This is a genomic window from Mesorhizobium sp. ESP6-5 (assembly GCF_020164695.1).
Lineage (GTDB): Bacteria > Pseudomonadota > Alphaproteobacteria > Rhizobiales > Rhizobiaceae > Mesorhizobium > Mesorhizobium australicum.
Genome location: NZ_JAIUGR010000005.1, coordinates 370,720 through 394,345, shown reverse-complemented (window position 1 = coordinate 394,345; position 23,626 = coordinate 370,720). Strand labels below are relative to the sequence as shown.

General features: G+C 61.5%; 20 protein-coding genes and 1 tRNA gene. 9 read left to right on the top strand and 12 right to left on the bottom strand.

From position 1 onward, the window contains the following. The coding region (locus tag LB524_RS11075) for a hypothetical protein (protein ID WP_411909907.1) at positions 1–1,124 on the bottom strand (1,124 nt) is incomplete at its 3' end. Positions 1,125–1,447: 323 nt separating this feature from the next. On the opposite strand from LB524_RS11075, the gene LB524_RS11070 reads away from it, so the two are divergent. Further along, a complete protein-coding gene (locus LB524_RS11070) occupies positions 1,448–2,401 on the top strand; it encodes a transglutaminase-like cysteine peptidase (RefSeq protein ID WP_224526063.1) in 954 nt (317 codons plus the stop codon). A 131-nt stretch (positions 2,402–2,532) separates the two neighbouring features. On the opposite strand, the gene LB524_RS11065 is transcribed toward LB524_RS11070, so the two are convergent. The 6 genes from LB524_RS11065 to LB524_RS11040 form a co-directional block, all read right to left on the bottom strand. Next, the gene (locus LB524_RS11065) at positions 2,533–3,174 is read right to left on the bottom strand and encodes a ribbon-helix-helix domain-containing protein (protein WP_140618714.1); all 642 of its coding nucleotides are present in this window, start codon (positions 3,172–3,174) and stop codon (positions 2,533–2,535) included. Beyond that, positions 3,164–4,453, bottom strand: coding sequence for an HlyD family type I secretion periplasmic adaptor subunit (locus LB524_RS11060; RefSeq protein ID WP_015318757.1), 1,290 nt, complete (start codon positions 4,451–4,453; stop codon positions 3,164–3,166). Before LB524_RS11060 ends, LB524_RS11065 begins: the two co-directional genes overlap by 11 nt. Positions 4,454–4,503: 50 nt before the next feature. Next, complete coding sequence (locus LB524_RS11055) at positions 4,504–6,636, bottom strand: type I secretion system permease/ATPase (RefSeq protein ID WP_140663265.1); 2,133 nt, start codon at positions 6,634–6,636, stop codon at positions 4,504–4,506. A gap of 36 nt (positions 6,637–6,672) precedes the next feature. Continuing rightward, positions 6,673–8,121, bottom strand: a complete 1,449-nt coding sequence (locus LB524_RS11050) for a TolC family protein (RefSeq protein ID WP_015318755.1) — start codon at positions 8,119–8,121, stop codon at positions 6,673–6,675. A 517-nt stretch (positions 8,122–8,638) separates the two neighbouring features. Beyond that, positions 8,639–8,713 (bottom strand) — tRNA-Gln (locus LB524_RS11045). 127 nt (positions 8,714–8,840) lie between these two features. Beyond that, positions 8,841–9,185 (bottom strand): VOC family protein, encoded by a 345-nt coding sequence (locus LB524_RS11040; protein WP_015318754.1) that lies wholly within the window; start codon positions 9,183–9,185, stop codon positions 8,841–8,843. 223 nt (positions 9,186–9,408) lie between these two features. Here LB524_RS11040 and ppdK point away from each other — a divergent pair, with 223 nt between their 5' ends. From ppdK to LB524_RS11020, 4 genes are all read left to right on the top strand, one after another. Next, positions 9,409–12,084 carry a pyruvate, phosphate dikinase gene (gene ppdK, locus LB524_RS11035; protein ID WP_224526062.1) on the top strand — a complete coding sequence of 892 codons (2,676 nt, stop codon included), beginning with the start codon at positions 9,409–9,411 and terminating at the stop codon, positions 12,082–12,084. 70 nt (positions 12,085–12,154) lie between these two features. Next, the gene (locus LB524_RS11030; protein WP_224526061.1) at positions 12,155–13,306 is read left to right on the top strand and encodes a glycosyltransferase family 9 protein; all 1,152 of its coding nucleotides are present in this window, start codon (positions 12,155–12,157) and stop codon (positions 13,304–13,306) included. After that, positions 13,290–13,439 carry a hypothetical protein gene (locus LB524_RS11025; RefSeq protein ID WP_015318751.1) on the top strand — a complete coding sequence of 50 codons (150 nt, stop codon included), beginning with the start codon at positions 13,290–13,292 and terminating at the stop codon, positions 13,437–13,439. Before LB524_RS11030 ends, LB524_RS11025 begins: the two co-directional genes overlap by 17 nt. Before the next feature lie 25 nt (positions 13,440–13,464). Further along, on the top strand, positions 13,465–14,205 hold the full coding sequence (locus LB524_RS11020; protein WP_224526060.1) for a polysaccharide deacetylase family protein: 741 nt from the start codon (positions 13,465–13,467) through the stop codon (positions 14,203–14,205). A 53-nt stretch (positions 14,206–14,258) separates the two neighbouring features. Here LB524_RS11020 and LB524_RS11015 read toward each other — a convergent pair whose 3' ends face one another. The 3 genes from LB524_RS11015 to LB524_RS11005 all read right to left on the bottom strand — a co-directional run bounded on the left by LB524_RS11015 (position 14,259) and on the right by LB524_RS11005 (position 15,892). Further along, positions 14,259–14,648: a DUF427 domain-containing protein gene (locus tag LB524_RS11015; protein WP_224526053.1), complete on the bottom strand. Its 390-nt coding sequence runs from the start codon at positions 14,646–14,648 to the stop codon at positions 14,259–14,261. A 129-nt stretch (positions 14,649–14,777) separates the two neighbouring features. Continuing rightward, entirely contained in the window at positions 14,778–15,131 is a 354-nt protein-coding gene (locus LB524_RS11010; RefSeq protein ID WP_015318748.1) for a hypothetical protein, read from the bottom strand. A gap of 170 nt (positions 15,132–15,301) precedes the next feature. Next, complete coding sequence (locus tag LB524_RS11005) at positions 15,302–15,892, bottom strand: biotin transporter BioY (RefSeq protein ID WP_140663256.1); 591 nt, start codon at positions 15,890–15,892, stop codon at positions 15,302–15,304. Between the two features lie 114 nt (positions 15,893–16,006). Between LB524_RS11005 and LB524_RS11000 the strand changes: the two genes are divergently transcribed. Next, positions 16,007–16,915, top strand: coding sequence for an MBL fold metallo-hydrolase (locus LB524_RS11000; protein ID WP_224526050.1), 909 nt, complete (start codon positions 16,007–16,009; stop codon positions 16,913–16,915). A gap of 62 nt (positions 16,916–16,977) precedes the next feature. Here LB524_RS11000 and LB524_RS10995 read toward each other — a convergent pair whose 3' ends face one another. Continuing rightward, positions 16,978–17,763, bottom strand: a complete 786-nt coding sequence (locus LB524_RS10995) for a DUF1499 domain-containing protein (protein WP_140618702.1) — start codon at positions 17,761–17,763, stop codon at positions 16,978–16,980. 67 nt (positions 17,764–17,830) lie between these two features. Next, positions 17,831–19,459, bottom strand: a complete 1,629-nt coding sequence (locus tag LB524_RS10990) for a fatty-acid--CoA ligase (protein WP_224526047.1) — start codon at positions 19,457–19,459, stop codon at positions 17,831–17,833. A 538-nt stretch (positions 19,460–19,997) separates the two neighbouring features. Between LB524_RS10990 and LB524_RS10985 the strand changes: the two genes are divergently transcribed. From LB524_RS10985 to LB524_RS10975, 3 genes are read left to right on the top strand one after another with little or no spacing between them, the layout of a single operon-like run. Beyond that, positions 19,998–21,275, top strand: a complete 1,278-nt coding sequence (locus LB524_RS10985; RefSeq protein WP_224526043.1) for a sugar transferase — start codon at positions 19,998–20,000, stop codon at positions 21,273–21,275. A 40-nt stretch (positions 21,276–21,315) separates the two neighbouring features. Beyond that, on the top strand, positions 21,316–22,590 hold the full coding sequence (locus LB524_RS10980; protein WP_015318742.1) for a nucleotide sugar dehydrogenase: 1,275 nt from the start codon (positions 21,316–21,318) through the stop codon (positions 22,588–22,590). Continuing rightward, positions 22,590–23,615, top strand: a complete 1,026-nt coding sequence (locus LB524_RS10975) for an NAD-dependent epimerase (protein WP_224526040.1) — start codon at positions 22,590–22,592, stop codon at positions 23,613–23,615. Before LB524_RS10980 ends, LB524_RS10975 begins: the two co-directional genes overlap by 1 nt. Positions 23,616–23,626: the final 11 nt, after the last annotated feature.

Sequence of the window (23,626 nt, the reverse complement as noted above, 5' to 3'; positions counted from 1 at the left end):
CTCACGTTGCCGCCGACAGTGGTCGTCGCTCCGTCTTCGGTCAGCGTGCCGGCATTCACATTGTGCGCCACAGGCAGATCGTCGACGATCTTGACCGACAGCATGCCGGGTAGAGAGATGTCGCCGTCGCTGTCGGTGACCGTCACCGTCATGTTGTCGTAAATAGAATCTGTTCCCGCGCTGGGATGAGTCTCGCTGTGGACAAGTGTGTAGCTGTAGCTCACCTGGCCGGTGCTGGCGTCATAACCGGTGATGGTCACTATGTTGCCGAGCGGCGTGGTGATGCTGATCGGCGTCGATACGCTATTGCCAAGGGCGGCACCCGAGATATCCTGGCCGGCGATGGTCAGTTTGCCGATGCCGTCGGGCGAGGTGATGGTGAAGGTGCCTGTGCCGATCTCGCTGGTGTCGGCAGCCGAGGTCAGGCCCTTTTCGTGTACGGTGGTATCGCCGCCATCGACGGAAGGCGTCAGGTCGGCGATAGACGGCGTTGAATCGGGCAGGAGGCTCGGGAACAACTCGCGATGATCCGGCTGCCCAAACTGCAAAGCCGTCGGCGGCAGGAGCGCCGACAGGCCGAAGCCGTCGCCGATCCCGCCGGCAGGCTGTTCGAAATTCCCGCCGGCGCTCGAGGTCGCGCTGCCACCGGCCGATATCGAGCCGTCCGCGCCAAAGGCGACATCGACATGGCTCGCTTCCAGCGCTGCGATCAGGGCCACGCGCGGCACTTCGACGTCGCCGATGATGAAGGTCGGCACATGCAGGGCACCGTCCTTGATGACGATGACCGAGCCGTCCGCCTGCTCGAGCACGAGGTTGTGGCCGTCGACCTTGATGTTGTCGATCGAGACATTGGCGGGAAGTTTGACGACGTTGCTTGCGTCCGCGACGTATTCGTGCGGGGCGTTTGCCGCTGGCGGAGCTGCCGCCGGCGCGCCGCCACCGACATCGACCGGCACAGGCTCGGCCGCGGCCGGCGCTGTTTGGACCGGTGCCGCCGCTTGCTCGGCGGGCGCGGCTTGCGCCACCACCTGGGTCGGCGCTGTCAGGTCGTGATGGTCGCTGGAGACGGAATGCTCGTCCCACGAGTTCGAAAGATTGTCCAGTTCAATACTGTTCGCCATAGCTTAAACCCCTCCGGTATTTCCCGGATAGAGACAGGCGGCGGCTTGACTTTGCAACGGTCCGTCAATCCATTCTATATATTTGGATATGCCTTCGATGACTTTTTTTACGCTTGGTAAACTGTGAACATATAATCAGTTATATGTTGTCTGGAAGGCATAGCGCTTCGCCACCGGCGGCGCGAAAAACTTGGTAAATATAAGTATAAATACGTGTAAAATTTTACTAAAATCAGCAAAGTAAATTCGTAGGAAACTTATCCATCTTCCTTTCCAGTAATTTGAGACAAAATTGGTAGCGTCCACAGTCAAAGGTGGGCGTCATGAAAAAACAAAAGAATGCTCCGGGGAAGTGCAAGCTCAAGCTGCTTCTGCTGGCGGTGGGGATAGCCGGCTCGGCGCAGCCAGCCCTTGCCGGGCCCGTCATCAGGAATTTCATGCCCGAAGCAGCACTGCTTGGAGCGGTCCAGGCGCCGCTTGGCCTCGGCGGCATTTCGCTGCAGAGATACCAGCCCTGGCAGCCGGCCACCCCCTACCGGATCAGCCTTGTCCTGAACGGATATGGTCCCGTTTCCGCTCAAGACGGGTCCAGCGCCTCGATGGCGCAAGAGGGCAGGGGCATCGACCCGATTCAGACCGCGTCGATCATTCCGGGCGTTTTCGGGTCGGTTGCGCTGTCCATGCGCAATTTTCCCGTTTCGGCGCGCTGGGCACCGGTCTACCAGGCCATAACCGATTGCACCGCGGGCAGCCCCTGTGACCACGAGAGCCCAGCCTTCGCGGCCATGGTCTCGGCCGCCCAAGGCAAGGGGTTCGTCGAAAAACTGTCGTTCATCGACAGCGGCATCAACCACCTGATCGCCTATAAGAAGGACAGCGTCGTTTACGGCAAGCTTGATTACTGGGCGAAGCCTTCGGAGATCCTCGCCAATCGTGCTGGCGACTGCGAGGACTTCGCCATTCTCAAGATGACCGCGTTGCTGAGGGCCGGCATTCCGGCACGCAGCATGTCGCTCGTCGTTCTCCAGGACCGCAAGCGGGGCTTCTTCCACGCCGTGCTTTCGGTCAGCACCGCAAGCGGCGCTTATATTCTCGACAGTCTCAACGATACGGTGCTCAAGGACAGCGCCCTTCCGAATTATCAGCCACTGTACTCGTTCAGCACCGACCGGGCCTGGATCCACGGGTCCAAATCGGGAGACGCCCAGATGGCCGATGTCAAGGGCGGTTTCGCAACCGTCGCCCCTGGCGAAGGCGTCCAGACGGAAGTCAAGTAAGGGGCCCGCGCGCCGGCTTTCTTGTCCTGGTTGAATGGCGGACAATTGCGGGAAAAGTCTATTGTTGGTTTTCCGGCGGAATTGCGTCAGCAGATAGGGCGGTTCGGCGTTTGCGGAAACGATGAACGGCGCTAGCCGTTGAAGACGAAAGCCATCAGCAATTCCAGGTCCAGCACCGGCGCCCGCACCACGTTCAATTGGCCCCGGTAACGGCGTTCGCCGGCTCCAATCACAAATCCGCTCGCAACGGCAACATCGCCATTGGTGTCGAGGCGGGCGAATATATCGGCCACGTTGAGGTCCAGCGCCAGCTTCAGGTCCTGGCGCGTGTCTTCGTCGAATGCCGCCGGCAATTGTCGTTTGACCAATTGCTGGAACGGCGCATTGAAGGTCACGATCTTCTTCGTCGAGGCCAAGGCGAAGGCCGGCGACGGGCAGGCAAGCAGAATGGCGTTTATCGTCCTGATCGATGCAAGCCTGCGCAAATTCAGGTTCTCGCGCCCCAACTCGCGTATGCAGGCCACCCGGATTGCCGAGGTCAAGTTTCCTTTCTCCGCGTGACCTTCGGCGATCTCGTCGACCAGCATGCCGATCGTGCATTTGCGGCTCTCAGCCATCTGTTTCAGCGAAACCCAGAAAGCCCGTTCAAGCCGAATGCCGCGCCTGATGCCGCCGCGCGCCACGACGCGGAACTCGAGTTCGAAATCTTCTGTCGGGAGTGGCAGAAGCAAGTGGTCGCTCCGGGTCGCGGGAGAGGTGGCGCTAGCGCTCACTCATTGCCTCCTGGCGGGCTTTGTTGATCGGCTTCAGCAGGTAGCTCAGGATCGTCTTGCGACCGGTCTTGATATCCACGGAACAGATCATGCCGGGGATGATCGAATATGCCTTTCCGTCTCGCTCCAGCGTCGATCTATCGGTTGAAACACGCACCTGATAGTAGGGCTCGCCCGTCTTCTGATCGACCAGGCTGTCGGCGGTTATGTTTGAAACCTTGCCCTCGATGCCGCCAAAGATCGAGAAATCGTAAGCCGTGACTTTGATCAAGGCATCCTGATCTGGGCGGATAAACGCGACATCGCGGGGCGAAACACGTGCTTCGACCAGCAATGTCTCGGAAGTGGGGACGATGCCGGCCACGACAGTACCCGGCTGGACGAAGGCGCCGACGGTGTTCAGTTCCATAGTGTTGACGATGCCGTCCACCGGCGAGCGGATATCCGTTCGCGCGACCTTGTCGGTCGCGCCGCGAATGGTTTCGTCCACCACTGAAAGATCGGCCAAGGCCTGCGTCAGGTCATCGAGCGCTTCCTGCTTCAACTGCAGCCCGAGTTCCTCGACCTGGAGCTGCGCCTCGGTGATCGCCGACTTGCCCTTCTTTATCGTCTCGCCGGCCAGGTTCAATTGGCCGTTGAGTTCGGTCTGTTCCTGCTCGACCTTGAGCTGCTCGGTCCTTGCCATCAGACCTTTCTTGACCATCGCCTCGACCAGCTTCGCCTGCTGGTCGCTCACAGCCAGGTTTTTTGTCAGGCGGTCGAGATTGGCGTTCGCCTCGTCCAGTTCTTTTTCGCGCTGGTCGAGTCGCGACTTGAGCACCGACAGCTTGTTGTCGAAGTTTTCGCGCCGGGCAACGAGGAGATTTTGTTCGTTGTCACAGATTTCCGGCGCCACGGATTGGATGTCCTGCGGACAGGGAAACGATCCGGTGATGCTGCCGCTCTGTTCGTATTTGAGCCTGGCGATGCGTGTTTGCAGGGCCCGCGCCTTGGCTTGCTGTTCGCCGAGGCTGGATGTGTTCAAAGTATTGTCGAGACGGATAATAAGGTCGTTCTTCCTGACGACCTGCCCCACCTTCACGGCGATTTCCTGAACGACGCCCGGCTCGCTGGCTTGAATGACCTGGGTCTTGGAGGCCGGTATGACCTTGCCGTCGCCACGCGCGATCTCGTCGACCTCGGCGAAGGACGACCAAGCGACAAAGGCGGCGAAGAGCGCCCCTATGATGAATATGGACGCCGTCGCGAAAAGCGGCGGGCGGTCTTCCCTGGCAAGCATTTCCCACGCCCCGTTATCATATCGGTTTCAGCCCGATATAACTTGTTCATTCAGGAATTCGTTCTCTGCAGCGCCTGAATGACTTGTTCTTTTGGCCCGTCGGCAACTATCTTTCCTTGTTCGATAACAATGAGGCGATCAGCCAATTCGAGCATGCTGAAGCGATGCGTCGAGACGATCAGCGTCGTGTTGTGGTCGAAAGCGGTCTTGAGTTGCTTTATCAGTTGCCGTTCCGACGCCAGATCCATCGAGCCGGACGGTTCATCCAGAAAGACGATCTTCGGCTTGGTCAAAAGCAGCCGGGCGATCGCCACCGTCTGTCTCTGCCCGCCGGAAAGATTGGTGCCCCGTTCACCGACGTTCATGTCGTAGCCGCGCGGATGGCGAGACACGAACTCGTCGACGCCGGCGGCTTTCGCGGCTTCGATGATCTGCTCGTCGGTCGCCTCCGGAGATGCCATCAGCAGGTTCTCCTTGATGGTGCCCGAAAACAGATCGCCGGCTTGCGCGACGATGCCGACGGCGGCGCGCACCTCTGACGGGTGATACTGGCGGATGTCGATGCCATCCAGCAGCAATTCGCCGGAGCTTGGCAGAAAAAGCCTGCCGATCAGGCGTCCCATCGTCGTCTTGCCTGACCCGATGCGGCCGATGATGCCGATGCGCTCTCCCGGCTTCACCGAAAAGTTCAGGCCGGACAAAACCTCGTTTTCCGATCCGGGGTAGACGAAGCCGACATTCTTGAACGTCATCGCTCCATTGCGAATCGGGCGATTGACAAAGCCCACCGTATCCGGCCGGTCCTCCGGCTGGGCCATGATGGAATTCACCATTCTCAAGGAGAGCATGGCCTGGCGAAATCTCGACAAGGTGATCGCGATCTGGCCGAGCGGAGCCACGGCCCGGCTCGCCAGCATCACCGTTCCAATGATGGCTCCTGTCGAAACATGCCCTTCCGAAAAGGCGTAGGCTCCAGCCACGACCAAGGCGACCGTCACAAGCTGCTGGATGGCCTGGGTGATGTTGCCGGCCGCCGCCGAGAGCTGCTTGATCTTCTCGGAAGTGTTGGCCGCGTTCTTCGAATGCTCGCCCCACTTCCTCAGTAAATAGGCTTCGGCGCGCAGCGACTTGATCGTTTCCAGCGTGGAGATGGACTCGACCAGCAGAGCCTGGCGCTGGGAGGCTTCATTCATGGATGCGGCGACCCGTTTGCCGATGCGGCGTTGCGTGACCAGGCCAACGACCACCGACGCCACAAATGCGAGGGCCGGGATGACGACCAGCCAGCCGCCGATCGCGTAGATGACGAGCAGGAAGATGAAGACGAAAGCCGTATCGATGAACACGCTGATCGTGTTGGAGGTGAAAAATTCCCTGACGAACTCATATTGGGTGACGCGGTTGGCATATTCGCCTGTCGAGCCCGGGCGCGCGGACAGGGACGAATTCAGCACCTTCTCGAACAGCAGATACGATATCCGCAAATCCGCCTTGCGCCCGGCATAGTCGATGAGCGAGGCTCGGGCCGTTTTCAAAAGCAGATCGAAGAGAATGACGGCGCCGATGCCGATCGCCAGCACCCAAAGCGTCGATATCGCCTTGTTCGGCAATATGCGGTCATAGACATTCATGGTGAAGATCGGCGAGGCGATGGCCAACAGGTTGATGAAGATCGCCGACAGCACGACCTTGGAATAAGTGCGCCAGAAAGCGCCCATCGTTCCCGTCAGCCAATGGCGCCGCTCGATCTGCTGCGCCGACCCGACCTTCATGCCCTCGGTGGCGTTGGCATAGGTGATCGAGAAGGATACGCCGCCACTGATGTAACTTGCGGCCAGCTCGGATTTGCCGACAGTCGTGCGCCCGTCTTCCTGCGGGGCCGTGAGATACCCGTCGCCGTCGGTTTCCGCCAGCAGGGCGATCGGCAACTGACTGACACGGAAGAGAATTGCCGGAAGATCGACGCGACCGCGCAGGAAGTCGCGATGGTTGAATTCCTGGGTCTCGAGACCGATGCGCTCGGCAAGATGCCGGATCTCGGTGACCTCGATGCGCGTGTCCGAAATCGGCACTCCGGCAAACAGCACGGTCTCGGCGCTCGGCCTGCCGAGATAGGCGGCCACCGCCGAAAAGCAGGCCTTGAACGCCTCCTTGGGCGACAGAATATGTGGCTGCTGATTCACGACCCGCCCGCCAGAACCCTCAACACCCCTTACGGCTCACTTCTTCCTGACAGGGGCGAGGATATCGAAGGGCAGGTCGTTCTTCTGTTCCGACGGGGTCCGTGCATAGGTTTCGGTGTCCGGGATCTCCGGAACCGCGAATTCATCCTTGGCGTAGGCCGCGGCCTGCTTCGGCGGCTGGATGTCCATCGTTTTCAGCAACTGCCCGGTTGCCGCCAGAAGTCGGTATTGGGCAAAGAGGGATGCGTAGGACGCGGTGTCCGCCAGCGTTGCTGTGTTGAACCGCGTATTCTGCGCATCCAGCACATCGAGCAGCGAGCGCTGTCCGACCTTGAACTGCTCGCGATAAGAGGCAACCAGCTTCTCGTTGGAAGCGGCTTGCAGCTTCAGGGTCTTTGCCAGGTCGGCTTGCCGGAAGCGGCGATCCCACGACGTGCGAACGGCTTCTTCGATCTCCCGCAGAACCTGATGCAGCCCAAGCCGCTGTTCGCTGGCGCGGCGGATCTGCTCCTGCTCATTCGCTTTGTCGATGCCGCCCCGATACAGGTTCCACCGCAGCACCACCCGTGCCTGCAGATCGGACGTGTCTCCATTGTCGCCGTCAATGTCGTATCCGGCCCGGGCAACGCCTTCGGCGACGACCGACGGGCCGTATTTCGCCCGAGCGGCGTCAACCTGCGAGCCCGCGGCGGCGATATCGCTATTGGCCATGTGGACGCGCGGGTTGTTCTCCCGCGCAATGCCCAGCGCGTCGTCCAGGGACCTTGGCAGTGCAGAGGAAACGTCGCCTGGCCGCGATGCATTGGTCAGCGGTTTCCCGACGGTCTTGAAGAAGCGTATTCTCGAGGCCTCGAGTTCCTCGGAAGCCTCCTGCATGCGGGCCTTGGCCGCAAACAAGCGCTCCTCGGCCTGTTGCCGGTCTGCTTCGTTCAATCCGCCGCCTGCTATGCCTTCCCTGATGTCGTGGAGAATCGCTTGGTGAAAGCCCAGATTCTTCTTTGCCTCGGCCACGATCGAGGCCTGAAGCATGTATTCCAGGTAATCCTGGACGACAGACAGCCCGATGAACTCAGATCGCTCCAGCACGCGGAATGAGGCGCCATCCACTCGCGAGGCTTGACGGTTGAGTTCGGCTCGCCTTGCGCCACTATCATAAAGCGTTTGCGAAACCGTCAGATCGGTCTCCGCGGGATAAAGCGCATCGTGCTCGATGGAGAGCGCGCGGCGGGAGGAGTTGTCCAGGCGGCGAGCACCAGCGGATGCCTCCAGGTCGACGCTTGGAAGATAGAGCCCTTTTGCTTGCCGCAGTTCGAACTCGATGGCCTCGCGGTTTTCGATGGCCTGGCCGATTTCCGGGTTGGATTCCACCGCGACCGCCATGGCTTCCTTGAGTGTCAGCGCATGCGCGCCCCAGCAGCTCAGCATGGTAGCCGTCATCAAGAGACCAACGCCCATGACCTTGGTCGACAGACCTGTCGTCTTCATTTTCCCACCCACGTTTCCCCGCGCTTTTTAAGAGCGCCCCAGCCGGGCTTGGCGCCTGACCTTGCCACTATCTTGCAAATTAACGTGCGCGTTTCATTATTAAGCTGTGACTAAATCATGGAATTTAGGCAGACGGTCAAAAAATGTAGCAAAAATAGCACACATTTGGGACGCCGGCGGGATCAAATGCCGGCATCGAAACTTGAAGCCCCGAGACAAGATATTGAAGATGGGCAACAGCAAGCCTGTTCTGGCATATGCCGATGAGTACGCATGTCCGCAAACAAAGTTGCTCTCGCGGAGGCAATAAGGCGCCTTCAACAGCTCGGGTGCAGAAGGATTTGGTCCGGCCCACCCAGATTGACGACATGTTCTGGTCGCGCTTTCATCCGCTGTGGTTTGCGAGATCGCTGACGCACTGCCGAGCGTGACACTTCTTGGTTAAGTCTAGGCTGCAGAGTGTTTGGATCAGGGCTTATTCGGTGCGCGCTTCGGTCTCGAATGGACCGTCTGCGCTTGGCTGGGGCGCCAGGATTCGAACCTGGGAATGTCGGTACCAAAAACCGATGCCTTACCACTTGGCGACGCCCCAATAGCCGTCAGAGTCGCTGTGCGGCGCGTTATTAGCAGAGCAGCCGAAAAGCACAATGCTTATGAATGACCGCGAAGACGCTCGGCTGACCAGCGGTGCAATCGGCGCCAGGTGATCCACAAGCGGACTAGTGGGACCACACAGCCAGCTCGTTGCCGGCTGGATCGACGAAGTGGAAGCGTCGGCCGCCGGGGAATGAGAATATCCGCCTGACGATCGTTCCGCCGGCGCTTTCGACGGCGCGAAGGGTTTCCTCCAGATTGTCGCTGTAAAGCACGGGCAACGGCTTGGCCGGTGCTTCCGCGGCATCGGCCTGAAAGCCGCCATCCAGGCCCTCGGCGAAGGCCGAATAGGTCGGCCCATAATCTGTGAAAGACCAAGCGAAGGCGGCGCTGTAGAAGGCCTTCAACCGATCCAGCGTGCCGCCGGTCGCCGGCATTTCCAGATAGTCCAGTTTTCCAGGCTGTTTCATGGCGCACCTCTTGTTCCCTTTATGTTCTAGACGTCGAGCCGTGAGGTGGCAAGTCTTTTTGCCACAGGCCCAGGCGGAGTTTTTTCTTAATCGATTGTAGCGGCCGAACGGCTTGCCGACGCCTTGCCTTTCGCACTGCAGCATCATATCGCTCCAAAGTCGGGCACGGATGGAACTTTGCGTTTCGCCAATCTTTCCAATCTCCTGCAACCGGAGAGCAAGCATGACCAAATGGGTTTTCACCTTTGGCGATGGTGCGGCGGAAGGCCGTGCCAGCGACAAGAATCTGCTGGGCGGAAAGGGCGCCAACCTGGCCGAGATGTGCAGCCTGGGGCTGCCAGTGCCGCCGGGCTTTACGATCACCACCGAGGTCTGCAATGCCTATTATGCCAACGGTCGCACCCACCCGGCGGGATTGGAGGCTGATGTCGCAGTCGCCCTCGACCATATCGGCCGGCTGACTGGCCGCCGGTTCGGCGACCCGTCGAAGCTGCTCCTGGTTTCGGTGCGTTCCGGCGCCCGGGCGTCGATGCCCGGCATGATGGACACCGTGCTCAATCTCGGATTGAACGACGAGACAGTCGAGGCGCTGGCCGCCGATTCCGGCGATGCGCGCTTTGCCTATGACAGCTACCGCCGTTTCATCCAGATGTATTCCGATGTCGTCATGGGCCTCGATCACGAGGTGTTCGAGGAAATCCTGGAAGACCAGAAAGCCAGCCTCGGCCACGAGCTCGATACCGAACTGACGGCGATCGAATGGCAAGGCGTCATCGCGCTCTACAAGGCCAAGGTCGAGGAGGAACTCGGCAGGCCGTTCCCGCAGGATCCGCACGAGCAACTCTGGGGCGCGATCGGCGCGGTGTTTTCAAGCTGGATGAACAACCGGGCCATCACCTACCGGCGTCTGCACGATATCCCGGAAAGCTGGGGCACGGCGGTCAATGTCCAGGCCATGGTGTTTGGCAATATGGGCGAGACCTCGGCCACCGGCGTTGCCTTCACCCGCAACCCCTCGACCGGTGAAAAAATGCTTTATGGAGAGTTCCTGGTGAATGCGCAGGGCGAGGATGTCGTCGCCGGCATCCGCACGCCGCAGAACATCACCGAGGCGGCGCGCATCGCGGCCGGTTCCGACAAGCCTTCGCTGCAGAAGCTGATGCCGGATGCCTTCCAGTCCTTCGTCACCATCTCCGACAGCCTGGAAAAGCACTACCGCGACATGCAGGATCTCGAATTCACCATCGAGCGCGGTAAATTGTGGATGCTGCAGACCCGGTCCGGCAAGCGGACCGCCAAGGCGGCGCTCAGGATCGCGGTTGAAATGGCAAGGGACGGCCTGATCACGAAGCAAGAAGCCGTCGCACGCATCGATCCTGCTTCTCTTGACCAATTGCTCCACCCGACCATCGACCCGAAGGCCGCACGAGACATCATCGGCGTCGGGCTGCCGGCGTCTCCGGGGGCTGCCACCGGCGAGATCGTCTTTTCTTCCGGCGATGCCGAGGATCTGAAGACGCAGGGGCGCAAGGCGATCCTGGTGCGTATCGAGACCAGTCCGGAAGATATCCATGGCATGCATGCGGCCGAAGGCATCCTGACCACGCGCGGCGGCATGACCAGCCACGCCGCGGTCGTCGCGCGCGGCATGGGCAAGCCTTGCGTGTCCGGAGCCGGCTCGCTGCGCGTCGACTACAAGGCAGGCACGCTGGTCTCGATGGGGCAGACCTTCCGCAAGGGCGACATCATCACCATCGATGGGGGCAACGGCCAGGTGCTCAAGGGCGCCGTGGCGATGCTGCAGCCGGAATTGTCCGGCGATTTCGCCGCCATCATGGAATGGGCGGACGCGGTACGCCGCATGAAGGTGCGCACCAATGCCGAAACGCCGCTCGATGCCCGCATGGCGCGCTCCTTCGGCGCCGAGGGCATCGGGCTATGCCGCACCGAGCACATGTTCTTCGACGGCGCCCGCATCGTCGCCATGCGCGAGATGATCCTGGCCGACACCGAGAAGGACCGCCGCGCGGCGCTGGCCAAGCTTCTGCCCATGCAGCGCTCGGATTTCCTGGAGCTGTTCGAGATCATGGCCGGCCTGCCGGTGACGATCCGCCTGCTCGATCCGCCGCTGCACGAATTCCTGCCCAAGACCGAAGCGGAAGTCGCCGAAGTCGCGGCCGCCATGAACGTGTCGGCAGACAAGCTCAGGCAGCGCACCGAGGCCCTGCACGAGTTCAATCCGATGCTAGGCCATCGCGGCTGCCGGCTCGCCGTCTCCTACCCCGAGATCGCCGAGATGCAGGCGCGCGCCATTTTCGAGGCGGCAGTCGAGGCCGGCAAGAAAGCCGGCGCGCTGGTCGTCCCCGAGATCATGGTGCCGCTGGTCGGTCTGGCGAAGGAACTCGATTTTGTGAAGGCACGCATCGACGCCGTCGCCAAGAGCGTCATGGACGAGAGCGGCGTCAACATCGATTACCTGACTGGGACCATGATTGAGCTTCCCCGCGCGGCGATCCGCGCCCATGTCATTGCCGAGTCGGCCGAGTTCTTCTCCTTCGGCACCAACGACCTCACCCAGACCACCTTCGGCATCTCGCGCGACGATGCCGCCTCCTTCCTGGAGACGTATCGCCAGAAAGGCATCATCGAGCAGGATCCGTTCGTTTCGCTCGACATTGAGGGCGTCGGCGAACTGGTGCGCATGGCGGCGCAGAAGGGCAGGGCGACGCGACCCGACATCAAGCTCGGCATCTGCGGCGAACATGGCGGCGATCCCTCGTCGATCCGCTTCTGCGAGGAGGTCGGGCTCGACTATGTCTCCTGCTCGCCCTACCGCGTGCCGATCGCCAGACTGGCAGCGGCGCAGGCTGCAGTGCAGACGACCACGGGGCGTGGATAGACCGGTCCGAGCTTACGGTTTTGTATGAAAACTCACGCGAACGTGCTAGAGGTATCGCGCAATCCCGCCATTGTTTCTGACCAATTTCGTGATGATCGCCAAACGTCTCCGGAAACATATGTTGCAGATTTCACCCGCTCCGTTCCGCTCGATCCTGATCATTCAAACGAAGTTCATAGGCGATATCGTCCTCGCTTCGACCCTCGCCAGGAACCTTCGGCTCGAATTCCCCGGTGCCAGGATCGTGTTCCTCTGCGAGGCGCACTTGGAGAGCTTCGTGATTGCGCATGGCATCGCTTCGGAGGTGGTTCCGTTCAGGCGGGCTCGCGCGCGGGGCACCCCGCTGGAGCGCGGAAAAGAGCTCTACGCAACGGTGAAGGCGCTGCGCGGCTTCTGCTTCGATTTGACGATCGACCTGACCGATTCGAAGACCTCTCGGCTTATCAGCGGCTTGGTCAACGCAAAGACGCGCGTCGGCTACAATCCCCCGGAAAGGCCTCTGAAGCTGCTGGAGCGGCAGCCCGCCAATGTGTTTGCCAAACCATTCGGGTTTGGCGGCCAGCATTTTGTTTATCGCTATCTCTCCCCTCTTGAAGCGCTCGGCATCGATCTGCGGGTGACGGTACCGAGCCTCCAGCCGCCGCCATTCGAGGCCGCGAAAGCCTTGGCGCTTCTGGGCACGCACCACATCCGTCCGAACGCCTTCGTCGCTGTCCACGCAGGCGCGAGTTTCAAGGGCCGGCAGTGGCAGCCGGAACGGTTTGCCGAGGCGATTGACCAGATTGCGGCCGAAACCGGACTGGGCATCGTCCTGGTGGGAGGGCCGGGCGAAGGTGAAACCGCCGCGCGGATCGTTGCCGAGACGGCGACGCCGGTGGTGGACCTGGTCGGAGCGCTGTCGCTCGAGACCCTGCTGGCCGTCCTGGAACAGGCTCGGCTGTTTGTGGGCAATGAAAGCGGGCCGATGCATATGGCCGCTGCCGCCGGCACCCCGGTTGTCGGCCTTTTCGGCCTGACGCATCCGTCACGCTGGGGACCTGTCGGCGTGCCCAGCATCGCGCTTCGGCCGTCAATGCCATGTGACTGCGTGGCCAAGGATTTGTGTCGCCGAACCGATCCCAGCAAGGCGTGCTGCGTTTGGCGCCTGGAGGTGAAGCCGGTTGTCGAAGCGGCGCGCGAAATTCTCGCGCGCACCGAGCTGAAAAATGAACGCGCTGTCTGAGGGCGATGGAACGGCAAGACTGTCGCTGAACGGCTCGTCGACCAAGTGGGAGGTCAAATTGCCGCGCCAGGCGTTTTTCTGCTATCCCTCGTCCGATTTCCGCCTTCATGCGGGTCTTGGGATGTCGGCTTGAAACCGCCGGTCGGGAACTTGGTTCGATGCATTTGCCGCAAAAACATCTCTGCACGATCGCCATGTCGGTGGCGCTGATATCCAGCGCCCATGCCACGCCGCTGGTCGAACCCACGCTGCACATCAAGCCGGCTGCAAGCGGAACCGGTCGCGTTGCACTCACGCTCGATGCCTGCGGCGGCAAGACCGACACGCGCATTCTCTCGGCGTTGGTGGACAACAAGATACCGGCTACCATTTTCGTCACCGGCATCTGGCTGAAGCGCAACGCCGAGGCCGTCGCGATCATGCGGGCGCATCCCGACCTGTTCGAGCTGGAAAATCACGGTGGCCGGCATATCCCGGCGGTCGACACGCCACAGAAGATCTATGGCATACGCAGCGCCGGCAGCCCGGAAGCAGTCCTTGCCGAAGTCGAATCGGGGGCCGCGGCTCTGGCCACGACCGGCGAACCGGCGCCGAAATGGTTCCGTGGCGCAACAGCCGAATACAGTCCCTCGGCCATTGCGATGATCCGCAAACTCGGCTTCAAGATTGCCGGCTTCTCGATCAATGGCGACGGTGGCTCGCTGCTCGGCGCCAAGGAAACGGCCAGGCGCATCGCCGCCGCCAAGGACGGTGATGTCATCATCTCCCACATCAATCAGCCGACCCATGCCGCCGGCGAGGGCGTGGTTCAGGGCCTGCTGGCGCTCAAGGACAAGGGCATGACCTTCGTGCGCCTCGACGATGCCGACGGAACGGGTAATCACGGCACCACCGACTAAGGGCCGGCATCACCCGAATATCAATGCCCCTGAGTGTCTTCAAGCCGAAGCGTTCAGTCCGGCTTGGCCTCGATGCTGACCTTGCTGGCGTAGAACGCGCCGTGGTCGCGGATGTCGGTCATCTCGTCGAAGGGCCGTCGATAGGCCCACATCGCGTCCTTGCCCGCTTCGCCCGCCGGCAGCACGCTCCAATAGCTGGCATCACCCTTGTAGGGGCAGTGCGTCGCATGATCCGTTCGGCTGAGCTTGTCGAAATCGATGTCGGCGAACGGAATGTAGAAGGCGGCGGGGTAGGGGGCCTCCGTCAGCACTTTCGCCTTGGCGGAAGAAGCGATGACCGTACTGCCGGCGCGGATTGTGACGGTGCCGGAATAGGGCTCTATCGTGATGATCTTGTCGGGATTGCGCTGGAAGCCGGGTGCCGGGTTGGCGATCTTGTCCATGCTGGTTCTCCTTGCCCCGACCTTAGGTGTGGTGGGCGACCGGATAGAACAAGGCCCGTGGTCACGAACAACCAGACACCAAGCGCCCCGTGCGTGGCGCAAGACTGGCCTTGGCGTGGCAGCGGAAAATCAGGCAGCGGTTTTGAAGGCGTCCATCAGCCCGGCATAGGCGGCCGCGATGCCCGCCACCGGGTTGCTGCTTCTCGAGATCGTCTCGACCTTCAGCGCCCCTCCGACGGTCGGCAAGGTGAGCAGAAGGAACTGGCGATTGCCGCCATCACCGACGGATGCCGCCGCGACGTGCTGGCCTTCGCCTTCGTTCTGGACGCACATCTTGAACAGCAGTGTGCCGCCGACGGCTTCGAGCGCGCCGCCGACAACTTCGACGAACTCGTCTTCGGAAACGGTCTTTTCGTCCGGCACCAGATCGGCCAGGCTTTCGGCAAGCGTACTCTCGAGAACCTTATCGTCGAGCGCGTCCATGCGAACCTCTTTCAGTCGCCAATCGCACCCCTTTGCCCGTTAACGAAGCTTAACACCGACGATGGCCGGATTATGGCACTTTTTGCTGTTGGTCCGATCACGAGGAGTTTGCGCCGATGGAATCTATTTGAAGCTCCTGCCATTCGATCGGCGGCAGGGACCCCCAAATTTCAGGAGCGCTTCAGCAACGACCAGACGGCCGGCACGAGGCTGGCCGCGAGCGCGACCTTGATGAGATCGCCGACGATGAACGGCACGACGCCGAACTGCCAGGATTTTTCCGGACCGATGAGCAGCGCCAGCCAGGCAAAACCCATCGCCATCATCACCCCTTCGGCAACCAGCATGGCGTTGAAAAGCTTGATCGGATGACGGTCCCAGCCGCGGTCGGCGGCCCAGCCGACAATCGCCGCCATGACCACGAAGCCGGCGAGATAGCCGCCGGTCGAGCCGAGCATATAAGCAATGCCGATGCCTTTTTCCGGCGTGCCCTGGAAGACCGGGAAGCCCATGGCGCCTTCCGCCATGTAGAGCAGCAGGGTGGCGACGCCGAGCCGCATGCCGAAGGCGGCGGCGATCAGCAGGACGGCGAGCGTCTGCATCGAGAGGTCGACAGGCCCGAGGATCACCTTGGTCTTGGCCGAAAGCGTCAAAAGCAGCGTCCCAGTGATCGCCAGCAAAAACTGCGTTGCCAGTCGCGCGGCACCTTCCTGCGGCAAGGCCAGGAAAACAAGCGGGCGCGTCGTCGTTGCGGTTGTCATGGTCTTCCCCAATCCAAACTTGCCGCGAACCAGAAATCGCGGTCTTGCATTTTCCTATATTGGCTTGCGTGCTATGCGGCAATCGGTTTTGCGTTCCGGGAACAATGCGCCGACATGGCTCTCAAATTCGATACCAGCTTCGACCCTGCTTACGGCCAAGGTGTAAGCGTGGCCCCCGACGTGCAACGCGTCACGGCCCCTAATCCCAGTCCCTTCACTTTCCATGGCACCAACAGCTACGTCGTGGGCCACGATACGCTGGCGGTGATCGATCCGGGGCCCGATGACGAGGCGCATCTTCAGACCTTGCTCGACGTGATCGCGGGCCGGCCGGTGAGCCACATTTTCGTCAGCCACACGCATCGCGACCATTCTCCGCTGGCGGCCCGGTTGAAGGAGCGCACCGGCGCCCAAGTGCTGGCGGAGGGACCGCACCGGCCGGCGAGGCCCTTGCACATTGGCGAAACCAATGCGCTCGACGCCAGCGCCGACACCGCTTTCGTTCCCGACATCGCCTTGGCGGACGGCGAGCTGGTCAGCGGCGACGGCTGGGCGATCCTGACCGTCCTGACGCCCGGCCATACCGCCAACCATGCCGCATTCGCGCTGGAAGGCACCGGCATCCTGTTTTCAGCCGATCACGTCATGGGCTGGGCAACCTCGATCGTCGCGCCGCCGGACGGGGCAATGGCCGACTACATGGCATCGCTGGACCGCCTGATCGAGCGCGGCGACCGGCTGCTGCTGCCTGGCCATGGGGGACCGGTGATGGCGCCGCGCGCTTTCATGCGCGGGCTGAAGACCCATCGCAAGATGCGCGAACGAGCCATATTGGAACGGATCAGGGCCGGCGACAGGACAATCCCCGACATGGTCAAGGCGATCTACAGGGATACCGATCCCCGGCTGCACGGCGCCGCCGGCCTGTCGGTGCTTGCCCATCTGGAGGACCTGGTGGCGCGCGGCGTGGTGGCGACGGACGCCGCTCCCGCCATAGATGGCATTTTCACGCCTGGCCGATAGCCCTGCCGCCGCCCACCCGTTCACCAATCATCGTCGCGACGCGCGATTTGCTCGAAAAATGGCTATTGTGCCGGCGCCGCGCCGATCTGGCCGGCGACTTCCTGATCCAGTTCCGTGAGGAATTCAGTGATGCGCGCGGCATTGTCGCCAAGGTCATGGCGGCCGTAACGCGAGGCGGAGCGCATGTCGACGATGACCGTGTCGCCGTCATCCGTGACGCGAATGGCGACGTCCGCGGGAAGGCCAAGAACGAAACTCGAGGCGACGGCAGTGATTGTCACCTCCGTCTGTCCGGCGAGTTCGGGATAAGGCTCCGAAAGGTCCCAGCCGCGCCGGTCGAGCACGGTTTCAACGGCATTGACGACGGTCTCGAACGGCAGGTCGTAGCTGCGTGCGGTGACCAATGGATAGCTGTCCGTCTGCAACGTCTGCTCACCCGGCGTCGACGGGGACACTGCGTTCATGTCCTTGGTCCGGTCGCTGACATCGAGCGCGGGCGGTTCATCGAAATCGGTCGAAATATCCCGCAGCGGCGGATAGATCGTCGCCCAGTAGGCGGCAACGCCGTACGGGGTGAGCACCAGCAGCGCCAGCAAGGCGCCGACGGTGAGATCACGGCCACCACGGTCACCGAAATTCCACAGCCTCGCAAAGGCCAGGCCGGCAAACAGCAGCGCCAGCGCCGCCAGCAGGGCAGCAATGCCCAGTACCCACAGGAAGACCGGCGTTTGGACGAGGCCGAGCCTATGGCCGACAAAGTTCGTCAGCAAAAGCACCGCCGAAAAGGCGCCCGTACCCCGCGACCAGCCGGCAGCTTTCGACGTTTGCCGTTCGGGAATGCTAACCATTATTCTCTACGCTGCCCCAACCCGGATGGAGGTTTAGTGCCTTTTTGCGGAAACACGCAACATCCTCTCAATCCGTCGGCAAGCGATAGTCCCTGAACTGCTGACGCAAGGTGATCTTCTGGATCTTGCCTGTGGCGGTATGCGGTATCTCACCGACGAAAGCGACGTCGTCCGGCATCCACCATTTGGCCACCTTGCCATCCATGAAATCGAGAATCCCGGCCTTGGTCGGTTCCTTGCCCGGCTTGGCAACGACGACCAGCAGAGGCCGCTCGCCCCATTTCGAATGCTTGACGCCGATGGCCGCGGCTTCCGCCACATCGGGATGGCCAACGGCCAGATTCTCCAGGTCGATGGTCGAAATCCATTCGCCGCCGGACTTGATGACGTCCTTGGCACGGTCGGTGATCTGCATGTAGCCGCCGGCATCGATATGGGCGACGTCTCCAGTGTCGAACCAGCCGTCCACGTCGAACTGCTCCGCGCCCGCACCGCCATAATAGGCGCGGGCGACGGCCGGCCCGCGCACCTTCAGCCGGCCGAACGTTTTGCCGTCCCAAGGCTGCGGATTGTTCTCGTCATCGGTCACCTTCATTTCGACGCCGAAAGGCGGGTAACCCTGCTTGCTCTGGACGTCGAGCCGAGCCTCGCCTTCGAGGCCGGCATAGTCCGGCTTCAAGGTGCACAGCGTGCCGAGCGGCGACATTTCGGTCATGCCCCAAGCATGGATGACCTGGACACCGTAATCGTCCTGGAATTTCGTCATGATCGCGCGCGGGCACGACGAGCCGCCGATCACGACCTTGCCCAGATGGGGAAGCGTCTTGCCAGTCTCCTCCAGATATTGCAGCAGCATCATCCACACGGTCGGCACGGCGGCGCTGAACGTCACCTTTTCCTGATCGAGCAATTCATAGATCGAGGCGCCGTCCATCTTGCAGCCGGGCATGACCAGCTTGGCGCCGATCATCGGGCCGCTCTGGCCAAGACCCCAGGCATTGGCGTGGAACATCGGCACCACCGGCAGAATCGTGTCGCGCGATGACAGGCCCATGGCGTCGGGCATGGCCGCGATCATGGCGTGCAGCACGTTCGAGCGATGACTGTAGACGACGCCCTTGGGATCGCCCGTCGTGCCCGACGTGTAGCACATGCCGGCGGCGGTGCCTTCGTCGAAGCTCCTCCAGGCGAAATCGCCATCGACCTCTCCGAGCCACTCCTCATAGGCGACGGCGTCGGGCAGGGTCGTTTGCGGCATGTGCGCCTTGTCGGTGAGCACGATTACCTTCTTCAGCGATTTGACGGCACCGGCAATCTTCTCGAGCAACGGGATGAAGGTGAGGTCGACGAAGACGGCCTTGTCCTCGGCGTGGTTCATGATCCAGACGATCTGTTCGGGAAACAGGCGCGGATTGAGGGTGTGGTAGATAGCACCGATGCCCATGATGCCGTACCAGGCCTCGATGTGGCGGGCGGTGTTCCAGGCCAGGGTGGCGATGCGGTCGCCCAAGGCAAAACCGTCGCGCTCCAGGCGCTGGGCGACCTTGAGGGAACGACGATGAAGGTCGGCATAGGTGGTGCGCACGATCGGCCCCTCGACCGAACGCGACACGATCTCCCGCGCACCATGCTGCCGCTCGGCGTTGTCGATCAGCTTGTGGCACAGCAGCGGCCATTCCTGCATCAGTCCCAGCATGCCGGGTTCCTCCATCACGCTTTTCACGGTGCGCTTTTGATCGCATTGTGAAGCGAACCGGGGAATTGTCCAGCGTCCACAAGCGCAGCGGGCGAAAGTCGAAGTTCGAACCTGTATCGGCAAACGGTTGAATCCGGACGGCTTTTTGATTTCGCTTGGCTGCATCGGGCCCGGACCGGCCATCGATGGCGATCTGGCCAGGCGGTTGGCCGATTTGGCATGGGCGCTTGGTCGGCACCAAAGACATCACCTCTATATATCGGCTGAGGGTTCGGCAGGTTTCTCAAGGATTGGAGAATAAGCCGGGACATTAGCCGCGGCTTTTAAATTGCAATGCAGCAATGCTGCCGATCAGAACTTCTGCCAACTGTTCCCGCTAAATAGATGCTTGCTGGTGAGGTCGCACTGGCGTAGCTCTTGATCTTCGACTGAGTCGAATCGCCAATGGTGAGGGGTCCGGTTCGCTTTGCGAAGGAACGGCCTGCCAAGTGTAGTGGCGATTGCCGACACGGGCACCTTTCGGGGGAAGGGGAAGAAGTTGAATGTCGCAACATCAACGATTGTCGGAAGCCGGCACTTCCTGTTCAGAATTCGTTTTCAACTCATCGGCGGACTGACATTCGCGATCATCGCGCCAGCACTGATCCGGATAGCATCCTATCCGGACGCGATCTATTCGGCCAATCTGCAGATAACGGTCGCGGCTGCCATCATTGCGCATGTTACCGGCTTTCTTGCCTATCGCCGCATTGGCAATTTTCCGGGCGTGGCCGCGGCCAGCTACATCCTGCCGACATTCGTCCTGTCCTACGGTCTTGTTTTCTTGACGATTTTCTTTTTCCGCTTCGAGTATAGCCGGTTTCAGGCCGCCGCCAGCTTCACGCAGTCCACGCTCTGGTATTTCGGCCTGAGCCTCATGACCCGGCGTCTTGAGCCGTACCGGCTGGCCGTCATTCCCGGCGGCAATGTCGAGCGCCTCAGGGCCCTGCCGGGCGTGCACTGGTTCTGGCTCAAGTCGCCCGGCACCGTTATCGAAAGAGTTAACGGCGTTGTTGTCGATTTGCGTGCGGACCTCGGCGCCGAATGGGAGCGCTACATCGCCGACCGGGCGCTGTCGGGCACGCCCGTCTATCACGTCAAGCAGGTCAGCGAATCGTTGACCGGTCGTGTCGAGATCGAACATCTGTCGGAGAACACGCTCGGCTCGCTCAATCCGAACCAGGCTTATCTCAAGATCAAGCAGGCCATCGACTGGACCTCCGCGCTTGTCCTTGTCGTGGTTCTTTGTCCCGTTCTGCTGCTGGTCGCCCTATCGATCCGGCTGGACTCGGAAGGCCCCGTGCTGTTTCGCCAACCCCGCATGGGCTACCGGGGCAGGATCTGCACCGTCTACAAATTTCGTTCGATGAGGCAGCAGACCGGCTCCGGCAGCGACAAGGACAAGGCGATCACCAAACGGGATGACGATCGCATCACGCGGGTAGGGAGCTTCCTGCGCAAGTTCAGGATCGACGAGCTGCCGCAGGCCATCAACATCCTGCGCGGTGAGATGAGCTGGATCGGGCCACGGCCGGAAGCTGTCGTGCTGTCGCAATGGTATGAGGCGGAATTGCCGTTCTACCGGTACCGGCACATCGTCAGGCCGGGCGTGAGCGGGTGGGCACAAGTAAATCAGGGCCATGTCGCAGCGGTCGGCGATGTCATGGAAAAATTGCACTATGATTTTTACTACATAAAGAACTTCTCACCTTGGTTGGACGTGCTGATCGTTCTCAGGACCATAAAAACGATGTTTACCGGTTTTGGTGCGCGATAGCCAAATCAGGGCCTGAATCCGATCGCACGTGCAGGAAGCAATGGATCTCGCCTCAAGGAAAATAGCTGTCATCGGACTTGGCTATGTCGGTCTGCCGCTGGCTGTGGCCTTCGGGGCGACCAGGGATGTGATCGGCTTCGACATCAACCCGTCGCGCGTGGAGGCACTGAAGCGCGGCGAGGACCATACGTTAGAAGCCAGCGAGGAGGAAATCGCCGCCGCCAGAGGGCTGAAGTTCACCAGCGAGAAAGCCGATCTGCACGACTGCGGAATTTTCATCGTTACCGTGCCCACGCCGATCGACCGGGCCAACAGGCCGGACCTGAAGCCTCTCGTCATGGCGTCGACGACGGTCGGCGAGGTCATATCCCCGGGCGCGGTGGTGATCTTTGAATCCACCGTCTATCCCGGCTGCACGCAGGAAGTCTGCGCACCGCTGATCGAGAAACATTCCGGGCTGCGTTACAACAGCGATTTCTTCCTCGGCTACAGTCCAGAGCGCATCAACCCCGGCGATCGCGAGCACCGGCTGCAGACGATCGTCAAGGTCACCAGCGGTTCCACGCCAGAGGCGGCGGAGGCCATCGACGCGCTCTATGCCTCGATCGTGCCGGCGGGTACGCATCGTGCCTCCAGCATTGCCGTGGCCGAGGCCGCCAAGGTCATCGAGAACACGCAGCGCGACTTGAACATCGCCCTGATGAACGAGCTGTCGCTGATCTTCGGCAAGCTGGGCATCGACACGTCGGAGGTGCTGGAGGCGGCCGGCACCAAATGGAATTTCCTGCGCTTCACGCCGGGCCTCGTCGGCGGGCACTGCATCGGCGTCGATCCTTATTATCTCACCCACAAGGCCCAGGAACTCGGCTATCATCCCGAGGTGATTCTTGCCGGGCGCCGCATCAATGACGGCATGGGCCAGCATGCGGCGGACCAGACGGCCCGCCTGATGATGCGCAAGGGCATACCTGTCGTTGGCAGCCGGATTCTGGTCATGGGTGCGGCCTTCAAGGAAAACTGTCCGGACTTGAGGAATTCCAAGGTCGTCGACGTCGTCGCGCAACTGAGGCAGTACAATGCCGGCATCGATATCTGGGACCCTTGGGTCGACGCGCAGGAATGCGCACGCGCTTTCGGCACGGCGAGCGTGAAGGAGATGCCCGCCGCGCGCTATGACGGCGTCATCGTCGCTGTCGGACACGCGCAGTTCCGCAGCTTGGGCGTTGCGGGGCTGAAGTCGCTTTGCAAGGACCCCAGTGTAATCTACGACATCAAGGGGCTGTTCCCTAGGGACGTTACGGACGGGCGCTTCTGATGAAGGTATTGGTCACCGGCGCTGCCGGCTTCATAGGCTATCATGTCGCCAGGCGGCTCCTGGAGCGCGGTGACGAGGTCGTCGGCATCGACAGCATCAACGATTACTACGACCCGCAAATCAAGCAGGTGCGGCTGCGGCTCCTGGACGAGGCGAGCCGCAAGACCAATGCCGGCTATCATTTCATCCATGGCGATCTCGCCGACAGGGGCGTGGTCGACGGCTGCTTTGCCGACCATGGCTTCGACCGGGTGATCCATCTCGCCGCCCAGGCCGGCGTGCGCTACAGCCTGGAAAACCCGCGTGCCTATGTCGAGAGCAACATCATCGCCTACACCAACATGCTCGAGGCCTGCCGCGGCAGCCGTGTCGGGCACCTGACCTATGCCAGCACCTCGAGCGTCTACGGCGCCAACACCGACATGCCGTTTTCCGAGCATCGGCCGGCCGACCATCCGCTGCAGTTCTACGCCGCCACCAAGCGTGCCAACGAACTGATGGCGCACAGCTACAGCCACCTGTTTGGCCTGCCGACCACGGGGCTGCGCTTCTTCACCGTGTACGGCCCCTGGGGACGCCCTGACATGGCGCTGTTCCTGTTCACCAGGAACATCCTGGCCGGTGAGCCGATCAAGCTGTTCAACAACGGCAACCACACGCGCGACTTCACCTATGTCGAGGACATCGCCGAGGGCGTGATCCGTACCAGCGACAGCCCCGCCGCGGCCAACCCGGCCTGGGATTCCTGCCGTCCGGATCCGGCGACCAGCAGCGCGCCCTGGCGCATCTTCAACATCGGCAACAACAACCCGGTGAAGCTGACCGCCTATGTCGAGGCGCTGGAAAACGCGCTCGGCCGCAAGGCGGTGATCGAGCTGCTGCCGCTGCAGGCCGGCGACGTGCCCGACACTTTCGCCGACACTTCGGCGCTGCAGGCGGCGGTCGGCTATCGCCCCCGCACCTCCGTCACCGAGGGGGTGGGGCGGTTCGTCGAGTGGTACCAGGATTATTTTGGGCGGGGATAGCGCGAACCGAT